The following is a 22,207-nucleotide window of genomic DNA, read 5'->3' as shown; positions in this document are numbered from 1 at the left end:
CCTGTGCCACCGCCATCGCAGGCAAGCCAGCTCCCACAATTTAATCAGCGGTGAACTTGAAAATAGTGTGTTGGGTGTAAGTCTGCCCTGGATTCAAACGCGTTGAGGCAAAGCTCGGCTGGTTAGGCGCATCCGGAAAATGCTGGGTCTCCAAGGTAAACCCACTCCAGTGCTGGTACGTCTTGCCGCCTTTGCCCTTCACCGAACCGTCCAGGAAGTTGCTGGTATAGAACTGCACGCCAGGCTCTGTGGTGTAGAGCTGCAAACGTCGGCCTGATTCAGGATCATGCACCTCGGCGGCCAGTTGCTTGACGTCCCCTTTGGTATCCAGCGCCCAGTTGAAGTCGAAGCCACCTTGTTTGGGCTCGGCGAATTTGAGCTGCGGATGGTCGTCCTTGATGTGCTGGCCGATGGCGGTAGGCTTCAGGAAGTCCATGGGCGTGCCCTTGACCGGCGCCAGTTCGCCGGTGGGAATCAAGGTGGCATTCACCGGTGTGTAGTGGCTGGCGTGCAAGGTGGCGACCTGCTTGAGAATGTCGCCATTGCCCGCGCCGGCCAGGTTGAAGTAGCTGTGGTTGGTGAGGTTGAGCACCGTGGGCTTGTCGGTGGTGGCGGTGTAGTCGATGTGCAGTTCGTTGTTGTCGTTGAGGCGGTAGGTTACCTCGGTCTTCAAGTTGCCCGGAAAGCCCATTTCCCCGTCCTTGGACAGGTAGGTGAGGGTGACCCCCACCGAGTCTTTGTCCTTGACCGATTTGGCTTGCCACACCTGTTTGTCGAAGCCCTGGGCGCCGCCATGCAATGAGTTGGGGCCGTCGTTGAGCGGCACCTGGTAGCGTTTGCCGTCGAGTTCGAAGGCGCCGCCGGCCAGGCGGTTGCCGAAGCGGCCGATGGTGGCGCCGAAAAACGCGGTACCGCCTTGATAGCCTTGCACGTCGTCGAAGCCCAGCACCACGTCGTCGAGCTTGCCGTGTTTGTCCGGCACCTTGAGCGACTGCAGCACACCGCCGTAAGTGATCACCGTGGCTTGCATGCCGTGGCTGTTGCGCAACACGTACTGTTCGACGGCGGTGCCATCGTTGGTTTTACCGAAGGGTTTGTGTTCGCTGCTAAGGCCGGCTGCGTGCGCGCCGCCGCTGGCGATCAGCATAGACAGCGCGAGGCCGGACAGCAGGTATCGAGGGTGCTTCATGGTCGAACTTCCTTTTGTTGTTTTGCTGGAATAGTTCTACTAATTTGAGATATTTTGTCGATATGACAGCAGATTTATAGCCTTTAACGCCGTTCTTGCAAAATAAAATAAGACTAATTAAGCGGAGCACTGATTGTTATGACTACCCAGCAAGCGATTTATCCCGACCTCAAGGACAAAACCGTGCTGGTTTCCGGCGGGGCTTCGGGGATTGGCGAGTTCATGGTGCGGGCCTTCGCCGCGCAGGGTGCCAAGGTGGCGTTTGTGGACCGTGCACAGAGCCAGGGTGAACGCCTGGCGGCGTTGCTGAACTCCAAAGGGCACAGTGTCGAGTTCGAGTGCTGCGATATCACCGACGAGATCGGCTACCGTGCGGCGATCGGGCGTTTCGAGCACTCCCTGGGGCCGATCACGGTACTGGTCAACAATGCGGCGAACGATGTGCGCCACAGCCTGGAAGAAATCGACTCGCACATGTTCGACCAACTGATTGCGGTCAACCTCAAGCACGCCTTCTTTGCCGCCAAGGCGGTGGTGCCCATGATGAAGGAGGCTGGTAGCGGCTCGATCATCAACCTGGGCTCGGTGGGCTGGATGATGGCCTCGGCCGGCTACCCCGTATACGCCGCCAGCAAGGCTGCCGCCCACGGCATGACCCGGGCCCTGGCGCGTGAACTGGGGCCCAACCATATCCGCGTCAACACCTTGGTGCCGGGTTGGGTGATGACCGAAAAACAACTGGCCATGTGGGTCGACGACGCCGCCAAGGAGCTCATCGCCCGCAGTCAGTGCCTGCCCGGCAGCGTGATGCCGGAACACATCGCCAACATGGCGCTGTTTTTGGCCTCGGATGCCTCGGCGATGTGCTCGGCGCAGAACTTTATCGTCGACGGCGGGTGGGTGTAGCGACGCGAACAGGGCTCCCTGTAGGAGCGAGCTTGCTCGCGAAAAACGTCAACGATAACGCGTGTAGCCTGAGTAAACGCGGCGTCTATGAGTTTTTCGCGAGCAAGCTCGCTCCTACACATTAGGGCAAGTTCATTCGATGGGGTAACGCTTGAACGCCGGGTGCTGCTCCAGGCGTTCGGCATGGCGCTTGAGGTTGGGGAACGCATCGGCCTTCACCACCGAGGCCACGGTGAACTGGCTGAACGACCAGGCGACCGCTGCGGTGAGGGAGGCCTGGGTCAGCGCCTCGTTGCCCGCCAGTTGCTTGTCCAGCAACGTATAGGCCGCCAGCAATTGCCCGGTAACGCGCTCAAGCCAAGGCGCATGCAATTTTTCAGCGGGGCGCAGGTTGTGTTCATAGACGATCTGCACGCTTTTTTCACAGGCCGCCAGCGCGAGCCCAAGCAGTTGCAGGTCGCGGGCGCGTGCCGCCGGTTGTTGGGGCAGCAGCTTTTTGTCAGCCGGCGCCAGCGCTTCCAGGTAATCGAGGATCAGGCTCGAATCCATCAGCATCGTCCCATCGTCCAGCACCAGGGAAGGGGCCTTGACTACCGGGTTGATCTGGGCAAATTCAGCGTAAGTGCTGAACACCGACAGCGGTTCATGCACAAAGTCCACCCCGTATAACTCCAGGGAAACAGCCACGCGGCGTACGTAGGGCGAGTCCAGCATTCCGACCAGTTTCATGCAGCCTCCATTGCTTACAGGGTGTTGGGCTCACGAGATTAAGGGCGCGGGCCTGGATTGCGCAACGGCGTTGTGCAGCAGCCGATACGCCTGCACCAATTGATCCAGGCTGAACGCCAGGTTGCGCCCGCTGGGGTTGGGCAGCACCCATACCCAGGCGTCGCCCAGTAGCTGCGCTTGCAAACCCCAGGCGACCTCGCGCTGGCCGGTCAGTGCGCTATAGCCGGGCTTGCCGAGGAACGCGACGAAACGCGGGGCATGGCGGCGAACTTTATGTTCGAGCGCCGCAGCCGCGTCCTGGAACTCATGCCGCGCCAACTCGCCTGCACTGGCCGTTGGCCGTGCCACCAAAGTGGTCAATCCGCAACCGTAGTGCAGCAAGGTGGCGCCGTCTTGCGGGCGAATTTCATTGGGCGTGAAACCGGCCAGGTGCACGGTGCGCCAGAAACGATTGCTGCGATTGGCAAAATGCAGGCCGAGGGCTGCCGAGCCCTTGCCAGGGTTGATGCCGCAGAACAGTACGTGCAAGTGGTCGGCGAGGAGGTCGTCGAGTCGATCATTCATGCCGGATCTTCCATGCTGATAGGTGTGACGAATCATCGACCTTTGGTTTAGTCTGGAGCGCTTAGTTGATCGCAAGCGCCTCTGGAGCATTGATTATGACCGAGTACGTACCTGCCAAAGTCTGGACCTGGGACACCGAAAGCGGCGGCACCTTCGCCAGCATCAACCGGCCCATCGCCGGCGCCACTCACGAAAAGCCGCTGCCGGTGGGCAAGCACCCGCTGCAGTTATACTCCCTGGCCACGCCCAATGGGCAGAAGGTCACGATCCTGCTGGAAGAGCTGCTGGCCCTGGGGCACAGCGGCGCCGAATACGACGCCTGGCTGATCAAGATCGGCGACGGCGACCAGTTCGGCAGTGGCTTTGTGGCGGTGAACCCGAACTCGAAGATTCCTGCGCTGATGGACCACAGCGGCGCCACACCTATTCGCGTGTTCGAATCAGGCGCGATTTTGCAGTACCTGGCCGAGAAGTTCGGTGCGTTCCTGCCCACGGAGCCCGCCGCACGGGCTGAATGCCTGTCGTGGCTGTTCTGGCAGATGGGCAGCGCGCCTTACCTGGGGGGCGGCTTTGGGCATTTCTATGCCTATGCGCCGAGCAAGATGGAATACCCGATCAACCGCTTCGCCATGGAGACCAAGCGCCAACTGGATGTGCTGGATAAGCGCCTGGCGGTCAGCCAATACATCGCCGGGGATGAATACACCATTGCCGATATCGCCATATGGCCTTGGTACGGTGGGTTGGTCAAAGGCCGTTTGTATGGTGCGGCAGAGTTTTTGTCGGTGCATGAATACAAGCATGTGATGCGCTGGGCGGATGCGATTGATGCGCGGCCGGCGGTGCAGCGTGGGCGGCGGGTGAACCGGGTGTCGGGGGATGATCAGTTGCCCGAGCGCCATGATGCAAGTGACCTGGATTGATACGATAACCACGTGGCGAGGGAGCTTGCTCCCGCTGGGGCGCGAAGCGGCCCCGCTCTTTGTTTAAAAAGGCTGGGACTGCTACGCAGTCCAGCGGGAGCAAGCTCCCTCGCCACAGTTGCCGCTTCTGCCTTCGATAGTATCCAGCTGATTGTTCGAGTTATTTGTAGCGCTGCTCAAACACCCCCACCTGCTCAGGCGTGATCAGCTCGAAAGGCACCCACACCTGCGCGTCAACTTGCTCGCCCTTGATCATCCGCACCGCCGCTTGCACGGCCTGGGCAGCCTGGGCCTTGGGGTCCTGGAACACTGAGCCCGCCAGCAGCCCGCGCTTGATCGCTGCCAGGCCATCGGGCAAGCCGTCGATGCCGACAATCGCAATCTCGCCCTTGGCCTTGCCCGCTTGCTGCAAGGCCATGGCCGCGCCAATCGCCATTTCATCGTTGTTGGCGACAATGGCATTGAACGGGGTGCCGGCCAGCAACCAGTTGCTGGTCAGGTCCATTCCCTTGCTGCGCTGCCATTCGGCGCTTTGTTGCTCGACGATCTTGATCCCCGGAAAGTCCTTGAGCACCTGTTTGACCCCCTCGGTGCGGGCATGGGTGGCGTTCTGCGCAAGGTCGCCCATGACGATCGCCACGTTGCCCTTGCCACCCAGTTTTTGGGCGAGGTAACGCATCTGCAATTGCCCCGCTTCGATGTCGTCGGAGGCCACGGTGACCACGCCCTCAGGCAGCGTACGCTCATCCGGGTGGCGGTTGACGTACACCAGCGGCGTCTTCGCCGCCACGGCTGCGCGGGTGATGTTGGCGGTGGCGGCGGTGTCGACCGGCAGCACGATCACCGCATCGACTTTCTGGTTGAGAAAGCCTTCGACCTGATTGAGCTGGCGCACTACATCGCCCTGGGCGTCTTCGAATTGGATCTGCACGTCCTGGTGTTTGGCTGCCGCCTCCAGGCCGGTGCGCACATAGGTCATGAAGTTATCGTCCACCCGGGCAATGCTCACGCCGATGCGATAGGCAGCGAAGGTCCACTGGCTGAACACCAACAACAGCGCGGCCACTAGTAATGAATAACGGTGCATGAGGCTGTTCCTTTTATTGTTATAGGGTGAATGCCTGACGGAAACGCTCCAGGGCCGACTCGCTGTCGCCGCTGGCCCAGCCCTCCAGGCCGACCACACCGGTGTAACCCATGGCGTGCAAGGCCCGGGCAATGGCCGAGTAGTGGATTTCGCCCGTGCCGGGCTCCTTGCGTCCAGGCACATCAGCGACCTGGATTTCGCCGATGGCGCTGCCAGCGCGCTGGATCAATTCGATCAGGTTACCTTCGCCAATCTGCGCGTGGTACAGGTCCAGGTTCATCTTCAAATGCGGGCTGCCGACGGCTTCGATCAGGGCCAGGGTGTCGTCGGCACGTGCGAACGGTGTACCTGGGTGATCGACGGCGGTGTTGAGGTTTTCCAGCAGGAACACGCGGCCGGCGTCTTCTCCCAGGCGCGCGATTTTTTCCAGGCTCTTGCAAGCGCTCAGCCACATGCGCCCGGTGGTGTGGCTGACGGGCTGCACGGGCAGGCCGCCTTCACCCAGGCCCGTGCCATGCAGATTGAGGCTGGGACAATTGAGGCGCTCGGCAATGCCCAGGGACTCACGGGCGCTGTCGAGCAATTGGCGGATGCCGTCGGGGTCGGTAAGGGTGCCGGTGAGGTAGCCGGTCATTGAGGTGAAGTCCGCGCCCGTCGCCGCCAAGGCATTGATGTCCTTGTCGGCCCAACTCCAGATTTCGGCGCTGAAGCCCAAGGCATGAATACGTTTGACCCGTTCGATGAAGGGCAGGTCGAGGAACACCATTTCGGCACTGACGGCCAATTTGAACGGCATCATCAGCGGGCTCCTTGAACGACCACGGCCTTGCCGGTTTGGTACGACTCAATACAGGCACGGGCAATTGCCAGGGCTGCACGCGCATCTTCACCGCTGGCCAGGGGCTTGGCGCCGCTGCGCAGGCAGTCGACAAAGTGGTTGAGCTCAGCAATGTAGGCGTCGCGCAGCAGGTCGGTGTCCATCCGCTGGGTGTCTGCCTGGATGCCCTCGGCCAGGTAGCGCACCAGGTCGCAGTCGTTAAGGCTGCCCATGCTCAGCATGCCCTTGCTGCCGAACACTTCGCCGCGCACGTCGTAGCCATACACGGCCTGGAAGCTGGCTTCGGCGGTGGCAATGGCGCCGTTTTCAAAGCGCAGGGTGACCACGGCGGTGTCGAGCAAACCTTGGCTTTTGAATTGCGGGGCAATCAGTGCGTCGGCCATCACCTGCACCTGTACCACTTCGGCCCCAGGGTTGAGGTAGCGCAAGGTGTCGAAGTCGTGGATCAGGGTTTCGAGGAAGATCACCCATTGCGGTGAGTTGGCCGGGTTGTTCAGCGCCGGGTCGCGGGTCAGCGAGCGTAGCAGCTGCGGCGTGCCAATACGTCCGGCGACGACGTCGAGGTGCGCCGTGCGAAAGCTCTTGGCGAAGCGCCGATTGAAGCCGACCTGCAAGGGCACCCGTGCATCGGCAGCGGCGGCGATGGCGCGGTCGGCTTCGTCCAGGGTAATCGCCATGGGCTTTTCGCAGAAGATACCCTTGCCGGCGCGTGCGGCGTTGATCACCAGCTCCGTGTGGCTACGGGCAGGGGCGGCGATGAGCACGCCGTCGATGTCCGGGTCGTCCAGCAGCTGTTGCGGGTCGGTGTAGGCCTTGTCCACCCCCAGTTCTGCTGCCAGGCGAGCGGCCTGGCCTGGGACGGGATCGGCGATGGCGGCGAGGCAGGCACCGGGGATGTGGCGTGCGGCGGTAAGGCCATGGAAGCTGCCCATGCGGCCGGCACCGATCAAGCCCAGGCGGATGTTCTGTGTACTCATGAAACGACCCCTCTTGTTGTTGTGGGCCCCCAGGACCGTCCTGGGTGACATGGGGGCAGGAGCAAAGCCTGTGCCAATTTATAACTAGCTGATTTATATCGGGTTATTATTTTGATTAAACAAAAAGTGTCCATATTCATGACATGTCTATACTGACATGTCGAAAATATGAACATGGATAACCGCAATGACCCAGGCGTTCAGTGTGCAAGACCTCGAATACCTCACGAACCTGGGGCCTGCCGCGCTGAACGACGGGCCCATTGCCGCGTTGGAACAGGCGTGGCGCCAATGCCTGGCTGGCCAAGTCGTGCGTCCCCACGGCGTACGCCAGGTCATCTGGGATTCCTGGCGACGCAGTGTCGAGGCGGGTATCGAGCCCGGTAACAGCGACTACCGCTTTGTTGCGCCTCATGCGCTGGCGGCGACCCTGGCCCACCATCGCGCCCTGATCGCCGCCGCCGCGCAGGTCATGCATGGATTGCTGGCTTACAACCCGCGGGGGCATATCAACCTCACGGATGCCGAGGGCACGACTCTGTATTTTTGCGGGCTGGACATCACCCCGGTGGGCAGTCGCTTGCTCGAATCGGTGCAAGGCACCAACTGCACCGGCCTGGCCCTGGCCGAAGATCGCCTGGTGTATGTGCTGGCTGAAGAAAATTTCGCCAGCGGCCTGCGCCAGCGCCACATGCACTGCGCCGCCGCGCCGATCAAAGATGCCCAAGGCCAGACCCTGGCCATGCTCACCCTGACCGCCGAGCCCGGCTGGTTTCATTTCCATACCCTGGGCACCGTTCAAGCGGCGGCCGAGGCGGTGTCGCGGCAGATGGCGCTGCAGGTGTTGCTGGAAGAACAACAGGCCGTACTCGAAGTGCTCAACGAAGGCTTGGTGGTGCTCGATGAGCGTGGCTGCATCAAGGCACTCAACCGTTATGCGCGGCAACTGTTCGGGGTGGGGCGCGAGTTGATCGGCAGTCCTTTCCAGCGTTTGGGCCGCAGCGAATTGAGCGACGCGCTGGGTGAGCCTGTGCGCGACCGCGATTGCACCTTCTACTTGCACGACGGCAGCCAACTCGCCTGCCTGGTTTCGGTATGCCCACTGGAGCAGGGTGGGGTGATTGTGTCGGTGCGCGAAAACCGCCGTATCCGCGAGATTACCCGGCGCATTATCGGCACCCAGGCCCGCTATACCTTTGAGACCATCCTGGGCACCTCGCGGGCCATACAAGACGCACTGCACTTGGGGCGTATTGCCAGTCGCAGCGAGTCCACCACCTTTATCCTCGGCGAAAGCGGCACCGGCAAGGAACTGTTTGCCCAGGCCATTCATAACGGCAGCGAGCGTTGCAACGGCCCGTTTGTGGCGGTCAACTGCGGCGCGATCCCACGGGACCTGGTGCAGAGCGAACTGTTCGGCCACGTCGAAGGCGCGTTCACCGGCTCGGCGCGGGGTGGGGCGGCAGGCAAGTTCGAACTGGCGGATGGCGGCACCATCTTCCTGGATGAAATCGGCGACATGTCCTTCGATGCCCAGGTCAGTCTGCTACGGGTTTTGCAGGAGGGTGAAATCACCCGCGTCGGGGCCAAGCAATCGCGGCAAGTCGACGTGCGCATCATCGCCGCCACCCATCGCAACCTGAGCCAGGCGGTGGCCGAGGGTGCGTTTCGTGAAGACCTTTACTACCGACTCAACGTGCTGAACCTGAGCGTGCCGCCACTGCGCATGCGCCGTGACGATATCCCATTGCTGGCGCGGCACTTCCTGCAGCGCTGTGCCCGCTCGCTACGTAAAGCGGTGCAAGGTTTCGCGCCGGATGCGTTGGCGTTGCTGTCAGCCCATGGCTGGCCGGGCAACGTGCGGGAACTGGAGAACGTCATTGAGCGGGCGACCAACCTGGCGATGGGCGAGCTGATTCAATCGACCGACTTGCCGCTGGAAACCCCGCAACGCACCACGTTGCGCGCCTACCAGCCCCAGCCCGCGCAGGATTTGAGCAGCCATGAAATGCACGCCATCGTCGCCGCGCTCACCAGCACCCGCGGCAACATTCGTCTGGCCGCACAGCAACTGGATGTGTCGCGGGGCGGTCTGTACAACAAGATGAGTCGGTTTGGCTTGAGCGCCGCCGATTTCCGTGAGCGCTGAAACCTCAAGCCAAACCGATCAGCTGCACAGGTTTTCCGGGGTCACTATCTGCGGCGGTATATGCACGCGGTGCCTCAATGGGTCAAACCCCTCATCACTCTGCAAGCGCACCAGCAATTCCACCAGCGCTACGGCCGTCTGCCGTGGTTGCGAGTCCATCACCACATCAATCAACCCGTTGCTCAATGCCTGACGCGACAAGGGCGTGGACTCTTGCAGGATGCAGCACAGCGTCGGGCGCTTGGGCAGTTGCGCCAAGGCGTTGATCACACCGTCGCCACCACCGCCCACCACACATAACCCACGCAAATCGGTATGGCGGCTGAGCAGGTCGAGGGTGGCTTCTTCGGTGATGTCGCAGTTGTCCAGGTTGATCAGCGGCTCCAACGGCTTGAGCCTCGGCGCGTGTTCGGCGAGGTAGCTGTGCAAGCCTTCGACCCGGGCCTGATGCCCGAGAAAGCGATGGCCACCCAACAGGATGCCCACGCTGCCTTTGCGTGCGCCGCAGGTGCGCGCCAGCAGCCAACCCATGGTGCGCCCGACCACGTGGTTGTCCTGGCCTACATAGGGTTCGGCAGCGTGTTCATGGATGTCCGAGAGCAGGGCAACCACCGGCACGCCCGCTGTGCGGATCTGCGCCAGGCAGGCGTTGATCAACGGATGGGCGAAGCTGACTACCGCGAGGGCGTCGCACTGCACGGCCAGTTGTTCGATTTGCGCGACGATGGCGGAGGGCGTGCGGTCGTTGATGTAGTCGAACTGGCAGCTCAGGTTGGCGGTGGCGTGATGCTGCGCTGCCTCGCTGATGGCGTGGGCCAACTGCGCATAAAAGGCTTGGGCTGTGCCCAGCAACAGCACGCCGAAACGGTAGGTGGGCCGACGTTCGCGAATGCGCTGGCCGATCAGCCGTGCGGCGAAATAGCCCACCGCTTCGGCGGCCTGGAACACCTGTTCGGCCGTGCCGGGGTTGACCGGCGCGCGGGCGTTCAGCACGCGGTCGACGGTGGCTACGCTGAGCCCCGCATGGGCGGCAACGGTGGCGATGGTTGGGCGTTTGTTGTTGTGCATGGCAGGCCCCTTGAGCGTCTTGATAGAAAACTATCAAGCCCCGCTGGGCCTGGATGATAGCTTGATAGGGAATGGATTCAAGGCCTTGAGGGTGATTTATCCGCGCTCTATCGTTGGTTTCGCAAAGCCCCTGAAACCCACGCTTGCGGAGAACAATAACAATGCCTGGACACACCGCTCACCGCGCTCGGCGCGACTACAGCCTCACCGGCCCCGAAGCGGCCCGCGCCGCCGACAAGGGCCTGGTCTCGGCCCGTTGGTACCAGTCGCCCATCCCGCGCAATCGCATGAAAGCTTTGATGCAACGCCGTGACGGCCCGGCCTTGCGCGACACCGCCCTGTGGTTCTCGACGTTGTTGGCCACCGGTGTCGGCGGCTACTGGTTCTGGGGCACTTGGGCCTGCGTGCCATTCTTTATCGCCTACGGTGTGCTCTACGGTACGGCCTCCAACCCGCGCTGGCACGAAACCGGTCACGGCACCGCCTTCAAGACCCGCTGGATGAACGATGCGCTGTATCAGGTGGCGAGCTTCATGTGCCTCTTCGAACCCCACGTGTGGCGCTGGAGCCATGCTCGTCATCACACCGACACCATCGTCGTCGGCCGTGACCCGGAGATCGTCGAACCGCGCCCGCCAAGCTTATGGATGATGGCCCTCAGCCTGTTCAACCTGCCTCTGGCCTGGAAGACTTTCAGCGGCGTGGCCCGCCATGCGCTCGGGCGAATGAGCGCCCAGGAGCAGGACTTCATCCCCGAATCAGAGTGGCCCAAGGTGTACCGAGATGCACGTATCTGGGTCGGCCTCTACGCCCTGATCATCGGCACCGCGCTGTACCTGCACAGCTGGTTGCCGCTGATGCTGGTGGGCCTGCCCAGCCTCTATGGCGCCTGGCTCGGTTACCTGTTTGGAATCAGCCAACACGTGGGCCTGGCCGAAGATGTGCTCGACCACCGCAGTAACTGCCGCACCATCTACATGAACCGCGTGCTGCGCTTTATCTACATGAACATGAACTACCACCTCGAACACCACATGTACCCGATGGTGCCTTACCACGCGCTCAGTCAACTGCACGAAGAGATCCGCAGCGACTGCCCGCCGCCGTATGCCAACTTGTGGCAGGCCTACCAGGAAATCATTCCGACGATCTGGCGCCAGCGCAGCGACCCCGGCTATTTCGTCCAACGCCCCACCCGTGGCGAGGGAGCTTGCTCCCGCTGGGCTGCGCAGCAGCCCCAATAACCCTTCAGACCTACACCGTACAGACGAATCCAGGGCCGCTTCGCAGCCCAGCGCGAGCAAGCTCGCTCGCCACAGAGTAAGAGCCAGTCATTGGAGATAAATGTATGAACGATCAATGGATCGACGTCTGCGCCGTGGGCGAAATAGAAGCAGAAGACGTGCTGCGCTTCGACCACGGCGCGCAGACCTACGCGGTGTTCCGTTCAGCCGATAACGAATTCTTCGCCACCGCCGGCCTGTGCACCCACGAGAAAATCCACCTGGCCGACGGCCTGGTGATGGACCATGTGATCGAGTGCCCCAAGCACAACGGGCGCTTTGATTACCGCTCCGGCAAGGCCTTGGGCGCGCCGGTGTGCGTCAACCTCAAGACCTACCCCGTGCGGGTGGATGCGGGGCGGGTGCTGCTCGCCGTCACGGCCGAAGGATGAACGCCCCCCTGATCATCGTCGGCGCCGGCCATGCCGGTGGCCGTGCGGCACTGACCCTGCGTGAAGAAGGCTACAGCGGGCGCCTGATCCTGATCGGCGATGAAGCGCATCTGCCCTACGAACGGCCACCGTTGTCCAAGGGCTTGCTGCAAGGTTCGAGCGACCTGGCGCAATGCAGCTTGTGCGACAGCCAGCAGTTGGCGGCGCTCGGGGTCGAGCATATCGCCGCCAACCCGGTCAGCCGCCTGGAGCCCCAGCACCACCGGTTGCAACTGGCCAACGGCCAATGGTTGACCTATGCCGGCCTGCTGCTGGCCACCGGAGGCCGGGCGCGACGCTTGCCCCAAGAGCAGGCCAACGTGTTTTACCTGCGCACCCATGATGACGCGTTGGTCTTGCGCAATGAATTAAAGCCTGGCGCCAGGCTGGTGGTGGTCGGCGGTGGTTTTATCGGCTTGGAGGTGGCGGCGACAGCGCGGGGCCTGGGCTGCGAGGTTACGTTGTTGGAAGCCGGGCCACGGTTGGCAAGGCGGGTTTTGCCGCCGGTGATCAGTGACGCGTTGCTGGCCTTGCACCGTGAGCAGGGTGTGGATGTGCGTTTGAACGTCGCGCTGGAGTGCATCCACGTCGACGCCGTGCAACTGGTCGACGGGCAACGGCTGCCCTGCGACCTGGTGGTGGTCGGCATTGGCATGCAGCCTAACATCGAGTTGGCCGCGGCGGCGGGCTTGGAAGTCGGGCAGGGCATTCGTGTCGACGCGCAGTTGCGCACCAGTGCGGCGGATATCTACGCGGCGGGGGATGTGTGCGAGTTTCGCCTGGCGGGCCTTTATCAGCGCCAGGAAACCTGGCGCAACGCCGAAGCCCAGGGCCGTCTCGCGGCGTTGAACCTGCTAGGGCAGGAGTTGGCGTTCGAGACGATCCCGGGTTTCTGGTCCGATCAATACGCGTGGGGCTTGCACACCGTCGGGGTGATGACTGCGCTGATGGTTCGCCGGGAGTTGCCAGACGGCGGCCAGCTGCTGTTCTACCTGGACGACCATCACCGTTTGCAGGGCGCCTGCAGTTGGGCCTTGGGTAACCGCGCAGCCAAGGACATCAAGTTGTGCGAGCACTTGATTACTGCCCGAATCCCGCTCAACCCGGCCAGCCTGGCCGACCCTGAGGTATCCCTGAAGCTGTTATTGCGAGGCTGACCATGCGCCAGTTGTTAGTATTCCAATCGATGTGGGCCATGCAAACCGAGCCCGGCAGCCTCGAAGCGCAACTGGACCGCATCGCCGCCGCCGGTTATGACGGCATCACCGACCATTACTGGGCACCTGCATCGGTGCAGCGCCTGCACGCGGCGGCCACGGCCAGGGGCTTGCAGATTGAAGGGCAACTGTTCCCGCAATCGGTGGAAGATCTAGCCAGGGCATTGGAGGTGATCAGCCGTCACGGCTGTCACCACCTCACCTTGCAAGCCGACGTGCGCCCGCGTACCCAGGCCGAGGCGGCCAGGCTGATCGACGGCTGGCAACGCCTGGCCGAACAGGTGGACTTCCCGATCCTGCTGGAAACCCACCGTTACCGGCTCACCAACGACCTATTGTTCACCCTCGATCTGCTGGCACAGATGCCCGATCTGAAACTGCTCGCAGACCTTTCCCACTACGTGGTTGGCCGCGAGTTGCCCGAGCCCGGCAGTGTGGAAGACGACGAACAGATACGCACCATCCTGCGTCACAGCTGGGGCTTTCATGGCCGCATCGCCAGCAGCGAACAGGTGCAGGTTGGTCTGGATTTCCCCCAGCACCAACCGTGGGTCGAGCGGTTTACCGGCTGGTGGCGCTACGGGATCGAACACTGGCTGGGCCGCGCTGACAGTCCGCAGAGCTTGTCCTTCACTTGCGAGTTGGGCCCGCCACCCTATGCGATTACCGACGCACAGGGCCGCGAACTCACCGATCGCTGGGCCGAGGCGCTCAAGCTCAAAGCCCTGATTCGCCAGGTGTGGGCCAGTTGCCATCGATGATCTGCTAATCTGCGCGGGTTCACCGCCCTCAGCCTGTGGAATGCCCATGAAAACCTGCCCCGTCCGTCCCCCGCTCGAACCACAATCGGTGTGCCACCCGATCACCAGCAGCGCGATCTTCATGGTCGCCACCCTGGCGCCCGATGCGGTTGAAAACGTGCGGGCCTGGTGCGCCGACATCGCAGGCCTGGTGCGCTCGGTAGGCAAGCGCGTGCCCTCGGGCAACCTGACTTGCGTTTGCGGGTTTGGCTCGGATGCCTGGGACCGCCTGTTCGGCGCGCCGCGCCCGGCGGCCTTGCATCCGTTTCGCGAGTTCGGTGTGCAAGGGCGCAAGGCAGTGTCGACCCCCGGCGACATCCTGCTGCACATCCGTGCCGAGCAGATGGACCTGTGTTTCGAGCTGGCGACCCAGCTGATGGCGGCCCTGGGTGATAGCGTGAAGGTGGTCGATGAGGTCCAGGGCTTTCGCTACTTCGATATGCGCAGCATCATCGGTTTCGTCGACGGCACCGAGAACCCGGTGGGGCGCAAGGCCGAGGCGTTTACCCTGGTGGGCGATGAAGACCCTGAGTTCGAAGGCGGCAGCTATGTGCTGGTGCAGAAATACCTGCACAACATGACCGCGTGGAATGGCTTGACGGTGGAGGCTCAAGAGAAGGTGATCGGGCGCACCAAATTATCGGACATCGAACTGGACGAAGACGCCAAGCCGAGCAACTCCCACAGCGCCCTGACAGTGATCACTGACCAGGACGGTGAAGAAGTGAAGATCCTGCGCGACAACATGCCCTTCGGCCGCCCAGGCGCGGGCGAATTCGGCACTTATTTCATCGGCTACGCACGCTCGCCTCAGCCTCTGGAACAGATGCTGGAAAACATGTTCGTCGGCCGCCCGGCCGGCAATTACGACCGCTTGCTCGACTTCAGCACGGCGGTGACCGGCGGCCTGTTCTTCGTGCCCTCGGCCGACTTGCTCGAAGCACTGGCCGACCGCCAATAACCTGTAGGAGCGAGCTTGCTCGCGAAAAAACCAAGGCCACCGCGAACATACAGAATGCCCGCGTTATCGTTGACGTTTTTCGCGAGCAAGCTCGCTCCTACAAGCGTCAGGTAAGCAGGCCGGTGCTGACGGCCACGATCAAAAACACCCCCAGCAGCGCACGGTAGATCACGAACGGCCAGGTGGAGAACCGTTCCAGAAACTTCATCAGGCCCCAGATCGCGAAGAACGCCGAGACGCTGGCCACCACCAGCCCGAACATCAAATGGGGCCAGGCGTGGGCGGGCAGGTCGGCGTGCAGCAATACCCACAGCTCTTTCAAACCGGCCAGGGCGATGGCCGGCAGGCCCAGCAGGAAGGAAAACCGCGCCGCTTCTTCGCGTTTGAAATTCAGGAACAGCGCTGCGGTCAACGTAGAGCCCGAACGCGATACGCCCGGTATCAACGCGCCAATCTGCGCAACTCCCACAATCAAGGCATCGCGCAGGCGCATTTGGCTCACGTCGCGTGTATGCCGGGCACGCAGTTCGGCCACTGCCAGCAGCACCGCCATCACCACGCAGGAAATGCCGATCACCATCAGCCCGCGCAAGGGTGAGTTGCAGGCATTCAAGGTCGACGACAACGCCAGGCCGGCGATGCCAATCGGTACGGTTGCCAGCACAATCGCCACGGCGAGCTTGAACCAGCGGTCGTTGTAGTCGCCCCGGCGCACCGCACTGATGCTGCCGGTGGTGACCTGACGCACATCGCGCCAGAAATAGCTGACTACCGCCGCCAGCGCCGCCAATTGCATGGCCGCGGAAAACGCCGAGCCGGGGTCTTGCCAGCCGAGCAGGGCGGGCACAACGCGCATATGGGCGGTGGACGACACCGGCAGCAATTCAGTAATGCCCTGGATCACCCCAAGGATGAAGATTTGCAGGTAATCCAGGGAGGCAAAGCCCACATCCAGGCCGGCGGTACAGACGTTGGTCAAAATACGTGTCCTTGAGCAATAGGGGGAAACCGGCGAAGTTTATTCTAAATGTTTCAGGATTTCGGCCAGGGCAACCGCTATTTGCAATCGGTTCAGCTAATAGAAAGGATTCGCCAGGCCATTGGCGTGGGTAGCACTTTTGTGAACAATGGCGCCCTGCGTTTTTCCACCGAGAGCCCCATGCCTGAAACCACCGTCGAATTGATCCAGACCGGCCCTGAAGAAGCTGAACTGATCCGCAATCTTTACCAGTACTACGCCTATGAGTCTTCGGACTGGGAACAGGAAGATGTCGAGGCCGATGGGCGTTACTACATCCATGACGAACACCTGGCCCGCTACTGGAGCGACCCGCAATGGAGCGCCAACCTGTTGCTGGTAGACGGCTATATCGCCGGTTTCCTGTTGATCGAAAGCAGCGAACTGCCGGGCATCGACGCCCTGGAACTGGCTGACCTGTTCATCCTCAAGCGCTACCGCCGCAAAGGCATCGGCCGTGCCATTGCCAGCCAGGTGCTGTGCAGCGGCGCGGCCAATTGGTTGGTGCGTTTCTATGATCAGGACGAGGTGTCCCAGGCGTTCTGGCGCACCGTGCTGGATAACTTGCCGCGTCCGGTGCAGATGATTGAACTGGAGGATGATCCGCAGTTGGTGAGTTACCTGATTACCCGGGCTTCGTTGCATTGAGGGGCTGGGGCTTTCTCTCGATGAGCATCGATATCCTGCGGTAACCACGATGCGAAGCGAGCCGCTCTTGATCTTGCTCTTGATCTGCTTTTGATCTTGATCTTAAGCGCCCCGTCAAACCACGCTGGCCGAACGCAGGCTTGAATTCGTGGGTAACCCGGCAGGACGCCGGGTTAGCCGCCCCGCGCCATGGATGGCGCGTGGAGGCGGCCCACGGATTCAAGCCTGTGTTCGGGCACACCGAGCCTAGGCGAGGTGCCGAGTGGTGGGGCAAGAGCCCTTTTGGTTACTTTTGGGGCTCTTTTCCAAAAGTGACCCGCTGTAAAAGCGGAACCATAAGCAGCCGTTACCCAAATAACGGATATGTACACGGTCTGATCCAAGATTCTGGTCGGCTGTCAGGCCGCCTTCGCGAGCAAGCCCGCTCCCACAGTTTGATCGCGGGGTGTCAGGTAGGTAAGTGTCGGCTGGTAGGCCGCCATCGCAGGCAAGCCAGCTCCCACATTTGGATCATGGCACTTCAGGTAGATAGGAGTCGGCTGTCAGGCCGTCACGGGCCTAGCCCGGGTTGAACAGCACCTGCTGCATCGCCTGGGGCGGCTGCCCGAAGGCCCTGAGGAACGCCTGGCGCATGCGCTCGCGATCACCAAACCCGGTTTCGCGCGCCACCACTTCCACCGGGTGGCGGCTGGTTTCCATCATTGCCCGCGCAGCTTCCACCCGCAGGGCCTCAATGGCCTTGGCCGGGGTCTGCCCGGTTTCTTCGCGAAACACCCGGCTGAACTGGCGTGGGCTGAGCCGGGCGACGTCGGCCAGTGCGTCCACCGACAAATCATGGGTGAGGTTTTCACGGGCATAGGCCAGGGCCAACTGCACGCGGTCGGACTTGGGGTCCAGTTCCAGCAAGGCCGACAGTTGCGACTGCTCGCTGCCACGGCGCTGGGCAATCACCAGTTTGCGTGCAATGCGACGGGCCAGGTCGCTGCCCAGGTCGTCCTCCACCATCGCCAGCGCCAGGTCGACCCCGGCGCTCATGCCCGCACCGGTCCACACCTGGCCGTCGACAATGAACAACTTGTCCTCTTCCAGGCGAATATCCGGGTAACGCTTGCGAAACGCGGGTGCGTGGATCCAGTGGGTGGTGGTGCGCTTGCCAGCCAGCAGGCCAGCCTCGGCCAGCACAAAGATGCCCATGCATAACGACGCCACCCGGCGCGACTGCGCGGACGCGGCCTTGACCAGTTCCAGCAGGTTGGCTTCCGGCAGGCGAAACTCCAGGTAGCCGCTGACAATCAAGGTGTCATAGCCCTCTGGGCGGAGCGCGCTGGTGTTCACCGAAAAGCCCTGGGAGGTCATCACGGCGCCGCCGCTTTCCGACACCAGGTGAAACTCATAGGCCGGCTCGCCGCGCAGCAGGTTGGCACACTCGAACACCGAGCCCAGGCTGAGGCTCAACGACTGGAAATTCGGGTAAACCATCAGCGCAACGCTGTGCATTGCATCTCTCCAAGGGGCAGGGGAGAGGCGATTGTCGGCGTGTGCCGGGCAAACGGCAACCGACTTTCGTGCGTGTCCGGAATCCTTGCGGATATGACATTGTGAGCCAGTGCCGCGCTGCCTAACATGAGCCCAACGCACTAGACGACTGGTCTAATCGCAGAGGGGCAAGCATGAGCAACGCAAGCAGCAGTGCGCGGCAAGCGATTCTTGAACGGGCGCAATCCATTGTCGGGGCCAAGGGGTTTTCGGCAGTGGGCTTGAACGAAATCCTTCAAGCGGCGCAAGTGCCCAAGGGCTCGTTTTATCACTACTTCAACTCCAAAGATGCCTTTGGCGTGGTGTTACTCGATACCTATTTCGACCACTACGTCGAGGGCATGCAGCAGCTGTTCGATCAGCCGGGATTGACCCACCACGCCAAGCTGATGCGTTATTGGCAAGGCTGGATCGACAACCACACCGGCTGCACCGACGCCGGCAAATGCCTGGCCGTGAAGCTTGGGGCGGAGGTCTCCGATCTGTCAGAACCCATGCGGCTGGCGCTGCAACGCGGTACTTCGCGCACCATCGACTTGCTTGCCGTGGCCCTTCAACGCGGCGTCGAAGACGGCTCGCTCAGGTTCGAGCAGGCCCCCGAAAGCCTGGCCAGGCGTTTGTATGCGCTATGGTTGGGAACCAGCGTCATGGGCAAGATCACCCGTACCACCGCGCCGTTCACCGAGGCGCTGCTGCTGACCCAACAGTTGTTGGGCAGCCCTGAAAACCCTGTTATTCACATCGATCGAGGCACTGGAAAATGAAAGTATTAATGGTACTGACCTCTCACGACCAGCTTGGCGATACCGGGCGCAAGACCGGCTTCTGGCTCGAAGAATTCGCCGCACCTTATTACGCGTTCAAGGACGCTGGCGCCGAAGTGGTGCTGGCTTCTCCGGCCGGCGGCCAGCCGCCGTTGGACCCCAAGAGCGATGAACCGGATGCGCAAACCGAGCAGACCGAGCGCTTCGGCAAAGACCCGGCTGCGCAGCAAGCCCTGGCGACCACCGTGAAGCTGGACTCGGTCAATGCCGCCGACTTCGACACCGTGTTCTACCCAGGCGGCCACGGCCCGCTGTGGGACCTGGCGGAGTCGTCGGTGTCCATCGCGCTGATCGAAGCCTTCGAGCGGGCCGGCAAGCCCATTGGCTTTGTGTGCCATGCACCGGGTGCCTTGCGTCACGTCAAGGCAGTTAACGGTGAGCCGTTGATCAAGGGCCGCCGCGTCACCGGGTTCTCCAACTCGGAAGAGGCCGCTGTGCAGTTGACCGAGGTCGTGCCGTTCCTGATTGAAGATGAGTTTCGTAAATTGGGCGGCCTGTATGAGAAGGGCGCCGACTGGCAATCCTTCGTCATTGTCGACGGTTTGCTGGTGACTGGGCAAAACCCAGGCAGCTCCAGCGAAGTGGCCAAGGCCCTGCTGACACTCTGCGCTTAAATTAATCAACCGATCTACGCGGTGGCGACTCCCAGGAGTCGCCACGGTTTTCGTTCGTCCTGAATTTGGAATATCGCCGTGCCTGACTGCATCTTGAATACCCCGATCAAGCTGGGGCATCACCGCTTGAACAACCGTGTGGTACTGCCACCGCTGACCCGCCAGCGCAGCGCCCAGCCGGGTAATATCGCCACCGGCCTGATGGCCGAGTATTACCGTCAGCGGGCCAGTGCCGGGTTCATGGTCAGCGAGGGTACGCAGATCGAACCTCGGGGCCAGGGCTACGCCTGGACGCCCGGCATTCATACACCGGCGCAAATCGAGGGTTGGCGCAAAGTCACTGCAGCGGTGCATGCCGAGGGTGGTGTAATCTTCGCCCAGCTATGGCACGTGGGGCGGGTGTCCCATAACGCGCTGCAACCTGACGGTGGAGCCCCGGTGGGCCCGTCTGCGCTGCCGGCGTTGCAAGCCAAAGCCTTCATTGAAACCGGGCCGGGTAGGGGGGAACTGGTGCAGCCACCCGTCCCGCGTGCCTTGACCACGCTGGAAATCGAAGAGCTGGTCGGGCACTACGCCCAGGCTGCGCGCAATGCCCTGGACGCCGGGTTCGACGGCGTGGAAATTCACGCGGCCAACGGCTACCTCGTTAACCAGTTCATCTCGGCCCATTCCAACCTCCGTGAGGATGAGTACGGCGGCTCGCTGGACAATCGCCTGCGCTTGCTGCGCGAGATTGTCGAAGCGGTGTGCAAAGTGGTGGGGCCCGAACGCCTGGGCGTGCGCTTTTCGCCGCTGTTCAGTGGCACCGATCAGGACCGGGTCTACATCGGCCTGGTGGAAGAAGACCCGCACCTTACCTATATCGAAGCGATCAAAGTGCTGGAAGCGTCGGGCCTCGCCTATGTGTCCATTGCCGAGGCCGACTGGGACAACGCCCCCGACCTGCCCGACACATTTCGCCAGGCCGTGCGCGCCACCTTCAGCGGCAGGATCATCTACGCCGGGCGCTACACCGCCGAGCGCGGCGCACGGCTGGTAGAGGCCGGGTTGGCGGACTTGATCGCCTTTGGACGGCCCTTCATTGCCAACCCGGACTTGCCCCAGCGGCTGTTCAATGGCTGGCCGTTGAATGCGTTGAAGGCCGAAGGCTTGTATGGCGGGACACAGGCGGGGTATGTGGATTATCCGGTGTATGCCGCACACCAGTGACACGCGATGCTCAAACCAATGAAAATCAAATGTGGGAGCGGGCTTGCTCGCGAAGACGTCGGCCCAGCAAACATGTATGTTGACTGGCCCACCGCCTTCGCGGGCAAGCCCGCTCCCACAGGGATCTGCGCTTGACGGACTGGCATCTAGGCGACCCCTCTGCACATCAAAAATGCCTCACTCCACCCGCAACACAATCTTGCCGATATGATCCCCACCTTCCATCCGCGCATGGGCCTGGGCGGCGTCGGTGTAGGCGTAGACCTGGTCGATAATCGGCAGGCAGCGCCCGGCACTGAGTACCGGCCACACGTGTTCGCGTAGTTGCTGGGCAATCTCGGCCTTTTCTTCCCGCGTGCGGGCCCGCAGCAGCGAGCCGGTGATCACCGCTCGTTTGCCGAGGATGGTCAGCAGGTCAACGTCGTTGGCCTTGGCGCCACCGAGGAAACCGAGGATCACCAGGTGGCCGTCCATGCCCAGGGCCTTGAGGTTATTGTTGAGGTACGAGGCGCCCATGATGTCGAGGATCACGTTGACGCCTTTGCCATCGGTCTGTTTGGCGATGACCTCGGCAAATGCCTGTTCGCGGTAGTTGATCGGCTCGGCACCGAGCTTGGCAATCGCCGCGCATTTGTCGGCGCTGCCCGCCGTGGCGAATGCCTGGATGCCGAACTCCTGGCAAAGCATCAACGCGGTGGTGCCGATGCCGCTGGTGCCGCCGTGGATCAAGGCGCGCTGGCCTTTGCGGGCACCGCCGAGACCGAACAGGTTGGCCCAGACCGTAAAGAACGTTTCCGGCACGGCAGCGGCCTGAATCCAGTCCATGCCTGCGGGGATCGGCAGCGCCTGGCTGGCCGGCACCGCGCAATACTGCGCATAGCCGCCGCCATTGGTCAGGGCGCAAACCTTGTCGCCCAGGCTGTATTCGTTCACGCCAGTGCCCAGCGCCACCACTTCACCGGCCACTTCCAACCCCGGAATCGGGCTCATGCCGGGCTTCATCGGGTATTTACCCGCGCGCTGCAAGGCGTCTGGGCGGTTGACCCCGGCGGCGTGCACGCGAATCAGAATCTCGCCTGGCCCGGCCACTGGCACGTCGGCGCTGCGCGGCTGCAAGACCTCGGGCCCGCCAGGGGTGGTGATTTCGATCAGGGTCATTTCTTGGGGAAGCGTCATGGAAAAGTTCCTGTAGCGATGAGCGTATGGGTTGGGACCGTAGCGCGGGGTCGGCAGTTC

At 62.2% G+C, this 22,207-nt stretch carries 22 protein-coding genes; 12 read left to right on the top strand and 10 right to left on the bottom strand.

The features are described 5' to 3' along the window. Positions 1-40: 40 nt before the first annotated feature. Positions 41-1,189, bottom strand: coding sequence for an aldose epimerase family protein (locus FXO12_RS07095; protein WP_057977072.1), 1,149 nt, complete (start codon positions 1,187-1,189; stop codon positions 41-43). A gap of 138 nt (positions 1,190-1,327) precedes the next feature. On the opposite strand from FXO12_RS07095, the gene FXO12_RS07090 reads away from it, so the two are divergent. Continuing rightward, entirely contained in the window at positions 1,328-2,095 is a 768-nt protein-coding gene (locus FXO12_RS07090) for an SDR family NAD(P)-dependent oxidoreductase (protein ID WP_034127277.1), read from the top strand. A 132-nt stretch (positions 2,096-2,227) separates the two neighbouring features. Here the strand turns inward: FXO12_RS07090 and FXO12_RS07085 are convergent, their stop codons facing one another. Beyond that, complete coding sequence (locus tag FXO12_RS07085) at positions 2,228-2,824, bottom strand: glutathione S-transferase family protein (RefSeq protein WP_034127278.1); 597 nt, start codon at positions 2,822-2,824, stop codon at positions 2,228-2,230. 30 nt (positions 2,825-2,854) lie between these two features. Continuing rightward, on the bottom strand, positions 2,855-3,388 hold the full coding sequence (mug, locus tag FXO12_RS07080) for a G/U mismatch-specific DNA glycosylase (protein ID WP_054918728.1): 534 nt from the start codon (positions 3,386-3,388) through the stop codon (positions 2,855-2,857). Between the two features lie 95 nt (positions 3,389-3,483). Here mug and yghU point away from each other — a divergent pair, with 95 nt between their 5' ends. After that, positions 3,484-4,311 (top strand): glutathione-dependent disulfide-bond oxidoreductase, encoded by an 828-nt coding sequence (yghU, locus tag FXO12_RS07075; protein ID WP_034127280.1) that lies wholly within the window; start codon positions 3,484-3,486, stop codon positions 4,309-4,311. Positions 4,312-4,471: 160 nt separating this feature from the next. Here the strand turns inward: yghU and FXO12_RS07070 are convergent, their stop codons facing one another. The 3 genes from FXO12_RS07070 to FXO12_RS07060 are packed head-to-tail and all read right to left on the bottom strand — an operon-like array spanning position 4,472 to position 7,213. Further along, positions 4,472-5,398, bottom strand: coding sequence for a sugar ABC transporter substrate-binding protein (locus FXO12_RS07070; RefSeq protein WP_057977074.1), 927 nt, complete (start codon positions 5,396-5,398; stop codon positions 4,472-4,474). Positions 5,399-5,417: 19 nt separating this feature from the next. After that, positions 5,418-6,197, bottom strand: a complete 780-nt coding sequence (locus FXO12_RS07065) for a TIM barrel protein (RefSeq protein WP_057977076.1) — start codon at positions 6,195-6,197, stop codon at positions 5,418-5,420. Then, positions 6,197-7,213 carry a Gfo/Idh/MocA family oxidoreductase gene (locus FXO12_RS07060; protein ID WP_060772968.1) on the bottom strand — a complete coding sequence of 339 codons (1,017 nt, stop codon included), beginning with the start codon at positions 7,211-7,213 and terminating at the stop codon, positions 6,197-6,199. Before FXO12_RS07060 ends, FXO12_RS07065 begins: the two co-directional genes overlap by 1 nt. 187 nt (positions 7,214-7,400) lie before the next feature. Here FXO12_RS07060 and FXO12_RS07055 point away from each other — a divergent pair, with 187 nt between their 5' ends. Then, entirely contained in the window at positions 7,401-9,362 is a 1,962-nt protein-coding gene (locus FXO12_RS07055; protein ID WP_057977080.1) for a sigma-54-dependent Fis family transcriptional regulator, read from the top strand. 18 nt (positions 9,363-9,380) lie between these two features. On the opposite strand, the gene FXO12_RS07050 is transcribed toward FXO12_RS07055, so the two are convergent. Then, entirely contained in the window at positions 9,381-10,430 is a 1,050-nt protein-coding gene (locus tag FXO12_RS07050; protein WP_057977082.1) for a LacI family DNA-binding transcriptional regulator, read from the bottom strand. A gap of 161 nt (positions 10,431-10,591) precedes the next feature. Between FXO12_RS07050 and FXO12_RS07045 the strand changes: the two genes are divergently transcribed. From FXO12_RS07045 to FXO12_RS07025, 5 genes are all read left to right on the top strand, one after another. Beyond that, positions 10,592-11,674 carry a fatty acid desaturase family protein gene (locus FXO12_RS07045; protein WP_054898558.1) on the top strand — a complete coding sequence of 361 codons (1,083 nt, stop codon included), beginning with the start codon at positions 10,592-10,594 and terminating at the stop codon, positions 11,672-11,674. Between the two features lie 104 nt (positions 11,675-11,778). Continuing rightward, positions 11,779-12,105 carry a MocE family 2Fe-2S type ferredoxin gene (locus FXO12_RS07040; RefSeq protein WP_034127287.1) on the top strand — a complete coding sequence of 109 codons (327 nt, stop codon included), beginning with the start codon at positions 11,779-11,781 and terminating at the stop codon, positions 12,103-12,105. Continuing rightward, the gene (locus tag FXO12_RS07035) at positions 12,102-13,301 is read left to right on the top strand and encodes an NAD(P)/FAD-dependent oxidoreductase (RefSeq protein ID WP_057977084.1); all 1,200 of its coding nucleotides are present in this window, start codon (positions 12,102-12,104) and stop codon (positions 13,299-13,301) included. Before FXO12_RS07040 ends, FXO12_RS07035 begins: the two co-directional genes overlap by 4 nt. 2 nt (positions 13,302-13,303) lie before the next feature. After that, positions 13,304-14,122, top strand: a complete 819-nt coding sequence (locus FXO12_RS07030) for a sugar phosphate isomerase/epimerase (protein ID WP_057977085.1) — start codon at positions 13,304-13,306, stop codon at positions 14,120-14,122. A 46-nt stretch (positions 14,123-14,168) separates the two neighbouring features. Continuing rightward, a complete protein-coding gene (locus FXO12_RS07025) occupies positions 14,169-15,122 on the top strand; it encodes a Dyp-type peroxidase (protein WP_054918716.1) in 954 nt (317 codons plus the stop codon). Between the two features lie 106 nt (positions 15,123-15,228). Here the strand turns inward: FXO12_RS07025 and FXO12_RS07020 are convergent, their stop codons facing one another. After that, positions 15,229-16,101: an undecaprenyl-diphosphate phosphatase gene (locus FXO12_RS07020; protein ID WP_057977087.1), complete on the bottom strand. Its 873-nt coding sequence runs from the start codon at positions 16,099-16,101 to the stop codon at positions 15,229-15,231. 48 nt (positions 16,102-16,149) lie between these two features. Here FXO12_RS07020 and FXO12_RS07015 point away from each other — a divergent pair, with 48 nt between their 5' ends. Beyond that, complete coding sequence (locus FXO12_RS07015) at positions 16,150-16,788, top strand: GNAT family N-acetyltransferase (protein WP_054898553.1); 639 nt, start codon at positions 16,150-16,152, stop codon at positions 16,786-16,788. Positions 16,789-17,346: 558 nt separating this feature from the next. On the opposite strand, the gene FXO12_RS07010 is transcribed toward FXO12_RS07015, so the two are convergent. After that, positions 17,347-18,285, bottom strand: coding sequence for a GlxA family transcriptional regulator (locus FXO12_RS07010; RefSeq protein WP_034127293.1), 939 nt, complete (start codon positions 18,283-18,285; stop codon positions 17,347-17,349). Between the two features lie 173 nt (positions 18,286-18,458). Between FXO12_RS07010 and FXO12_RS07005 the strand changes: the two genes are divergently transcribed. From FXO12_RS07005 to FXO12_RS06995, 3 genes are all read left to right on the top strand, one after another. Continuing rightward, positions 18,459-19,088 carry a TetR/AcrR family transcriptional regulator gene (locus tag FXO12_RS07005; RefSeq protein ID WP_054898552.1) on the top strand — a complete coding sequence of 210 codons (630 nt, stop codon included), beginning with the start codon at positions 18,459-18,461 and terminating at the stop codon, positions 19,086-19,088. After that, on the top strand, positions 19,085-19,762 hold the full coding sequence (locus FXO12_RS07000; protein ID WP_034127295.1) for a type 1 glutamine amidotransferase domain-containing protein: 678 nt from the start codon (positions 19,085-19,087) through the stop codon (positions 19,760-19,762). Before FXO12_RS07005 ends, FXO12_RS07000 begins: the two co-directional genes overlap by 4 nt. A gap of 78 nt (positions 19,763-19,840) precedes the next feature. Further along, positions 19,841-20,971, top strand: a complete 1,131-nt coding sequence (locus tag FXO12_RS06995; protein WP_057977089.1) for an alkene reductase — start codon at positions 19,841-19,843, stop codon at positions 20,969-20,971. A gap of 177 nt (positions 20,972-21,148) precedes the next feature. Here FXO12_RS06995 and FXO12_RS06990 read toward each other — a convergent pair whose 3' ends face one another. After that, positions 21,149-22,147, bottom strand: coding sequence for an NAD(P)H-quinone oxidoreductase (locus FXO12_RS06990; protein ID WP_054918707.1), 999 nt, complete (start codon positions 22,145-22,147; stop codon positions 21,149-21,151). Positions 22,148-22,207: the final 60 nt, after the last annotated feature.

This window comes from Pseudomonas sp. J380 (genome assembly GCF_009827115.1).
Lineage (GTDB): Bacteria > Pseudomonadota > Gammaproteobacteria > Pseudomonadales > Pseudomonadaceae > Aquipseudomonas > Aquipseudomonas paracarnis.
The sequence above is the reverse complement of the archived record's forward strand: the minus strand, read 5'-3'. Positions and strand labels throughout refer to the sequence as shown.

Coding starts and splice junctions, on each gene's coding strand:
- FXO12_RS07065 (WP_057977076.1), bottom strand. CDS start 6,197: ATGATGCCGTTCAAATTGGCCGTCAGTGCCGAAATGGTGTTCCTCGAC.
- FXO12_RS07015 (WP_054898553.1), top strand. CDS start 16,150: ATGTTTCAGGATTTCGGCCAGGGCAACCGCTATTTGCAATCGGTTCAG.
- FXO12_RS07040 (WP_034127287.1), top strand. CDS start 11,779: ATGAACGATCAATGGATCGACGTCTGCGCCGTGGGCGAAATAGAAGCA.
- FXO12_RS07035 (WP_057977084.1), top strand. CDS start 12,102: ATGAACGCCCCCCTGATCATCGTCGGCGCCGGCCATGCCGGTGGCCGT.
- FXO12_RS07060 (WP_060772968.1), bottom strand. CDS start 7,213: ATGAGTACACAGAACATCCGCCTGGGCTTGATCGGTGCCGGCCGCATG.
- FXO12_RS07000 (WP_034127295.1), top strand. CDS start 19,085: ATGAAAGTATTAATGGTACTGACCTCTCACGACCAGCTTGGCGATACC.
- mug (WP_054918728.1), bottom strand. CDS start 3,388: ATGAATGATCGACTCGACGACCTCCTCGCCGACCACTTGCACGTACTG.
- FXO12_RS07045 (WP_054898558.1), top strand. CDS start 10,592: ATGCCTGGACACACCGCTCACCGCGCTCGGCGCGACTACAGCCTCACC.
- FXO12_RS07070 (WP_057977074.1), bottom strand. CDS start 5,398: ATGCACCGTTATTCATTACTAGTGGCCGCGCTGTTGTTGGTGTTCAGC.
- FXO12_RS07050 (WP_057977082.1), bottom strand. CDS start 10,430: ATGCACAACAACAAACGCCCAACCATCGCCACCGTTGCCGCCCATGCG.
- FXO12_RS07010 (WP_034127293.1), bottom strand. CDS start 18,285: ATGCACAGCGTTGCGCTGATGGTTTACCCGAATTTCCAGTCGTTGAGC.
- yghU (WP_034127280.1), top strand. CDS start 3,484: ATGACCGAGTACGTACCTGCCAAAGTCTGGACCTGGGACACCGAAAGC.
- FXO12_RS07005 (WP_054898552.1), top strand. CDS start 18,459: ATGAGCAACGCAAGCAGCAGTGCGCGGCAAGCGATTCTTGAACGGGCG.
- FXO12_RS07030 (WP_057977085.1), top strand. CDS start 13,304: ATGCGCCAGTTGTTAGTATTCCAATCGATGTGGGCCATGCAAACCGAG.
- FXO12_RS06990 (WP_054918707.1), bottom strand. CDS start 22,147: ATGACGCTTCCCCAAGAAATGACCCTGATCGAAATCACCACCCCTGGC.
- FXO12_RS07085 (WP_034127278.1), bottom strand. CDS start 2,824: ATGAAACTGGTCGGAATGCTGGACTCGCCCTACGTACGCCGCGTGGCT.
- FXO12_RS07025 (WP_054918716.1), top strand. CDS start 14,169: ATGAAAACCTGCCCCGTCCGTCCCCCGCTCGAACCACAATCGGTGTGC.
- FXO12_RS07055 (WP_057977080.1), top strand. CDS start 7,401: ATGACCCAGGCGTTCAGTGTGCAAGACCTCGAATACCTCACGAACCTG.
- FXO12_RS07095 (WP_057977072.1), bottom strand. CDS start 1,189: ATGAAGCACCCTCGATACCTGCTGTCCGGCCTCGCGCTGTCTATGCTG.
- FXO12_RS07090 (WP_034127277.1), top strand. CDS start 1,328: ATGACTACCCAGCAAGCGATTTATCCCGACCTCAAGGACAAAACCGTG.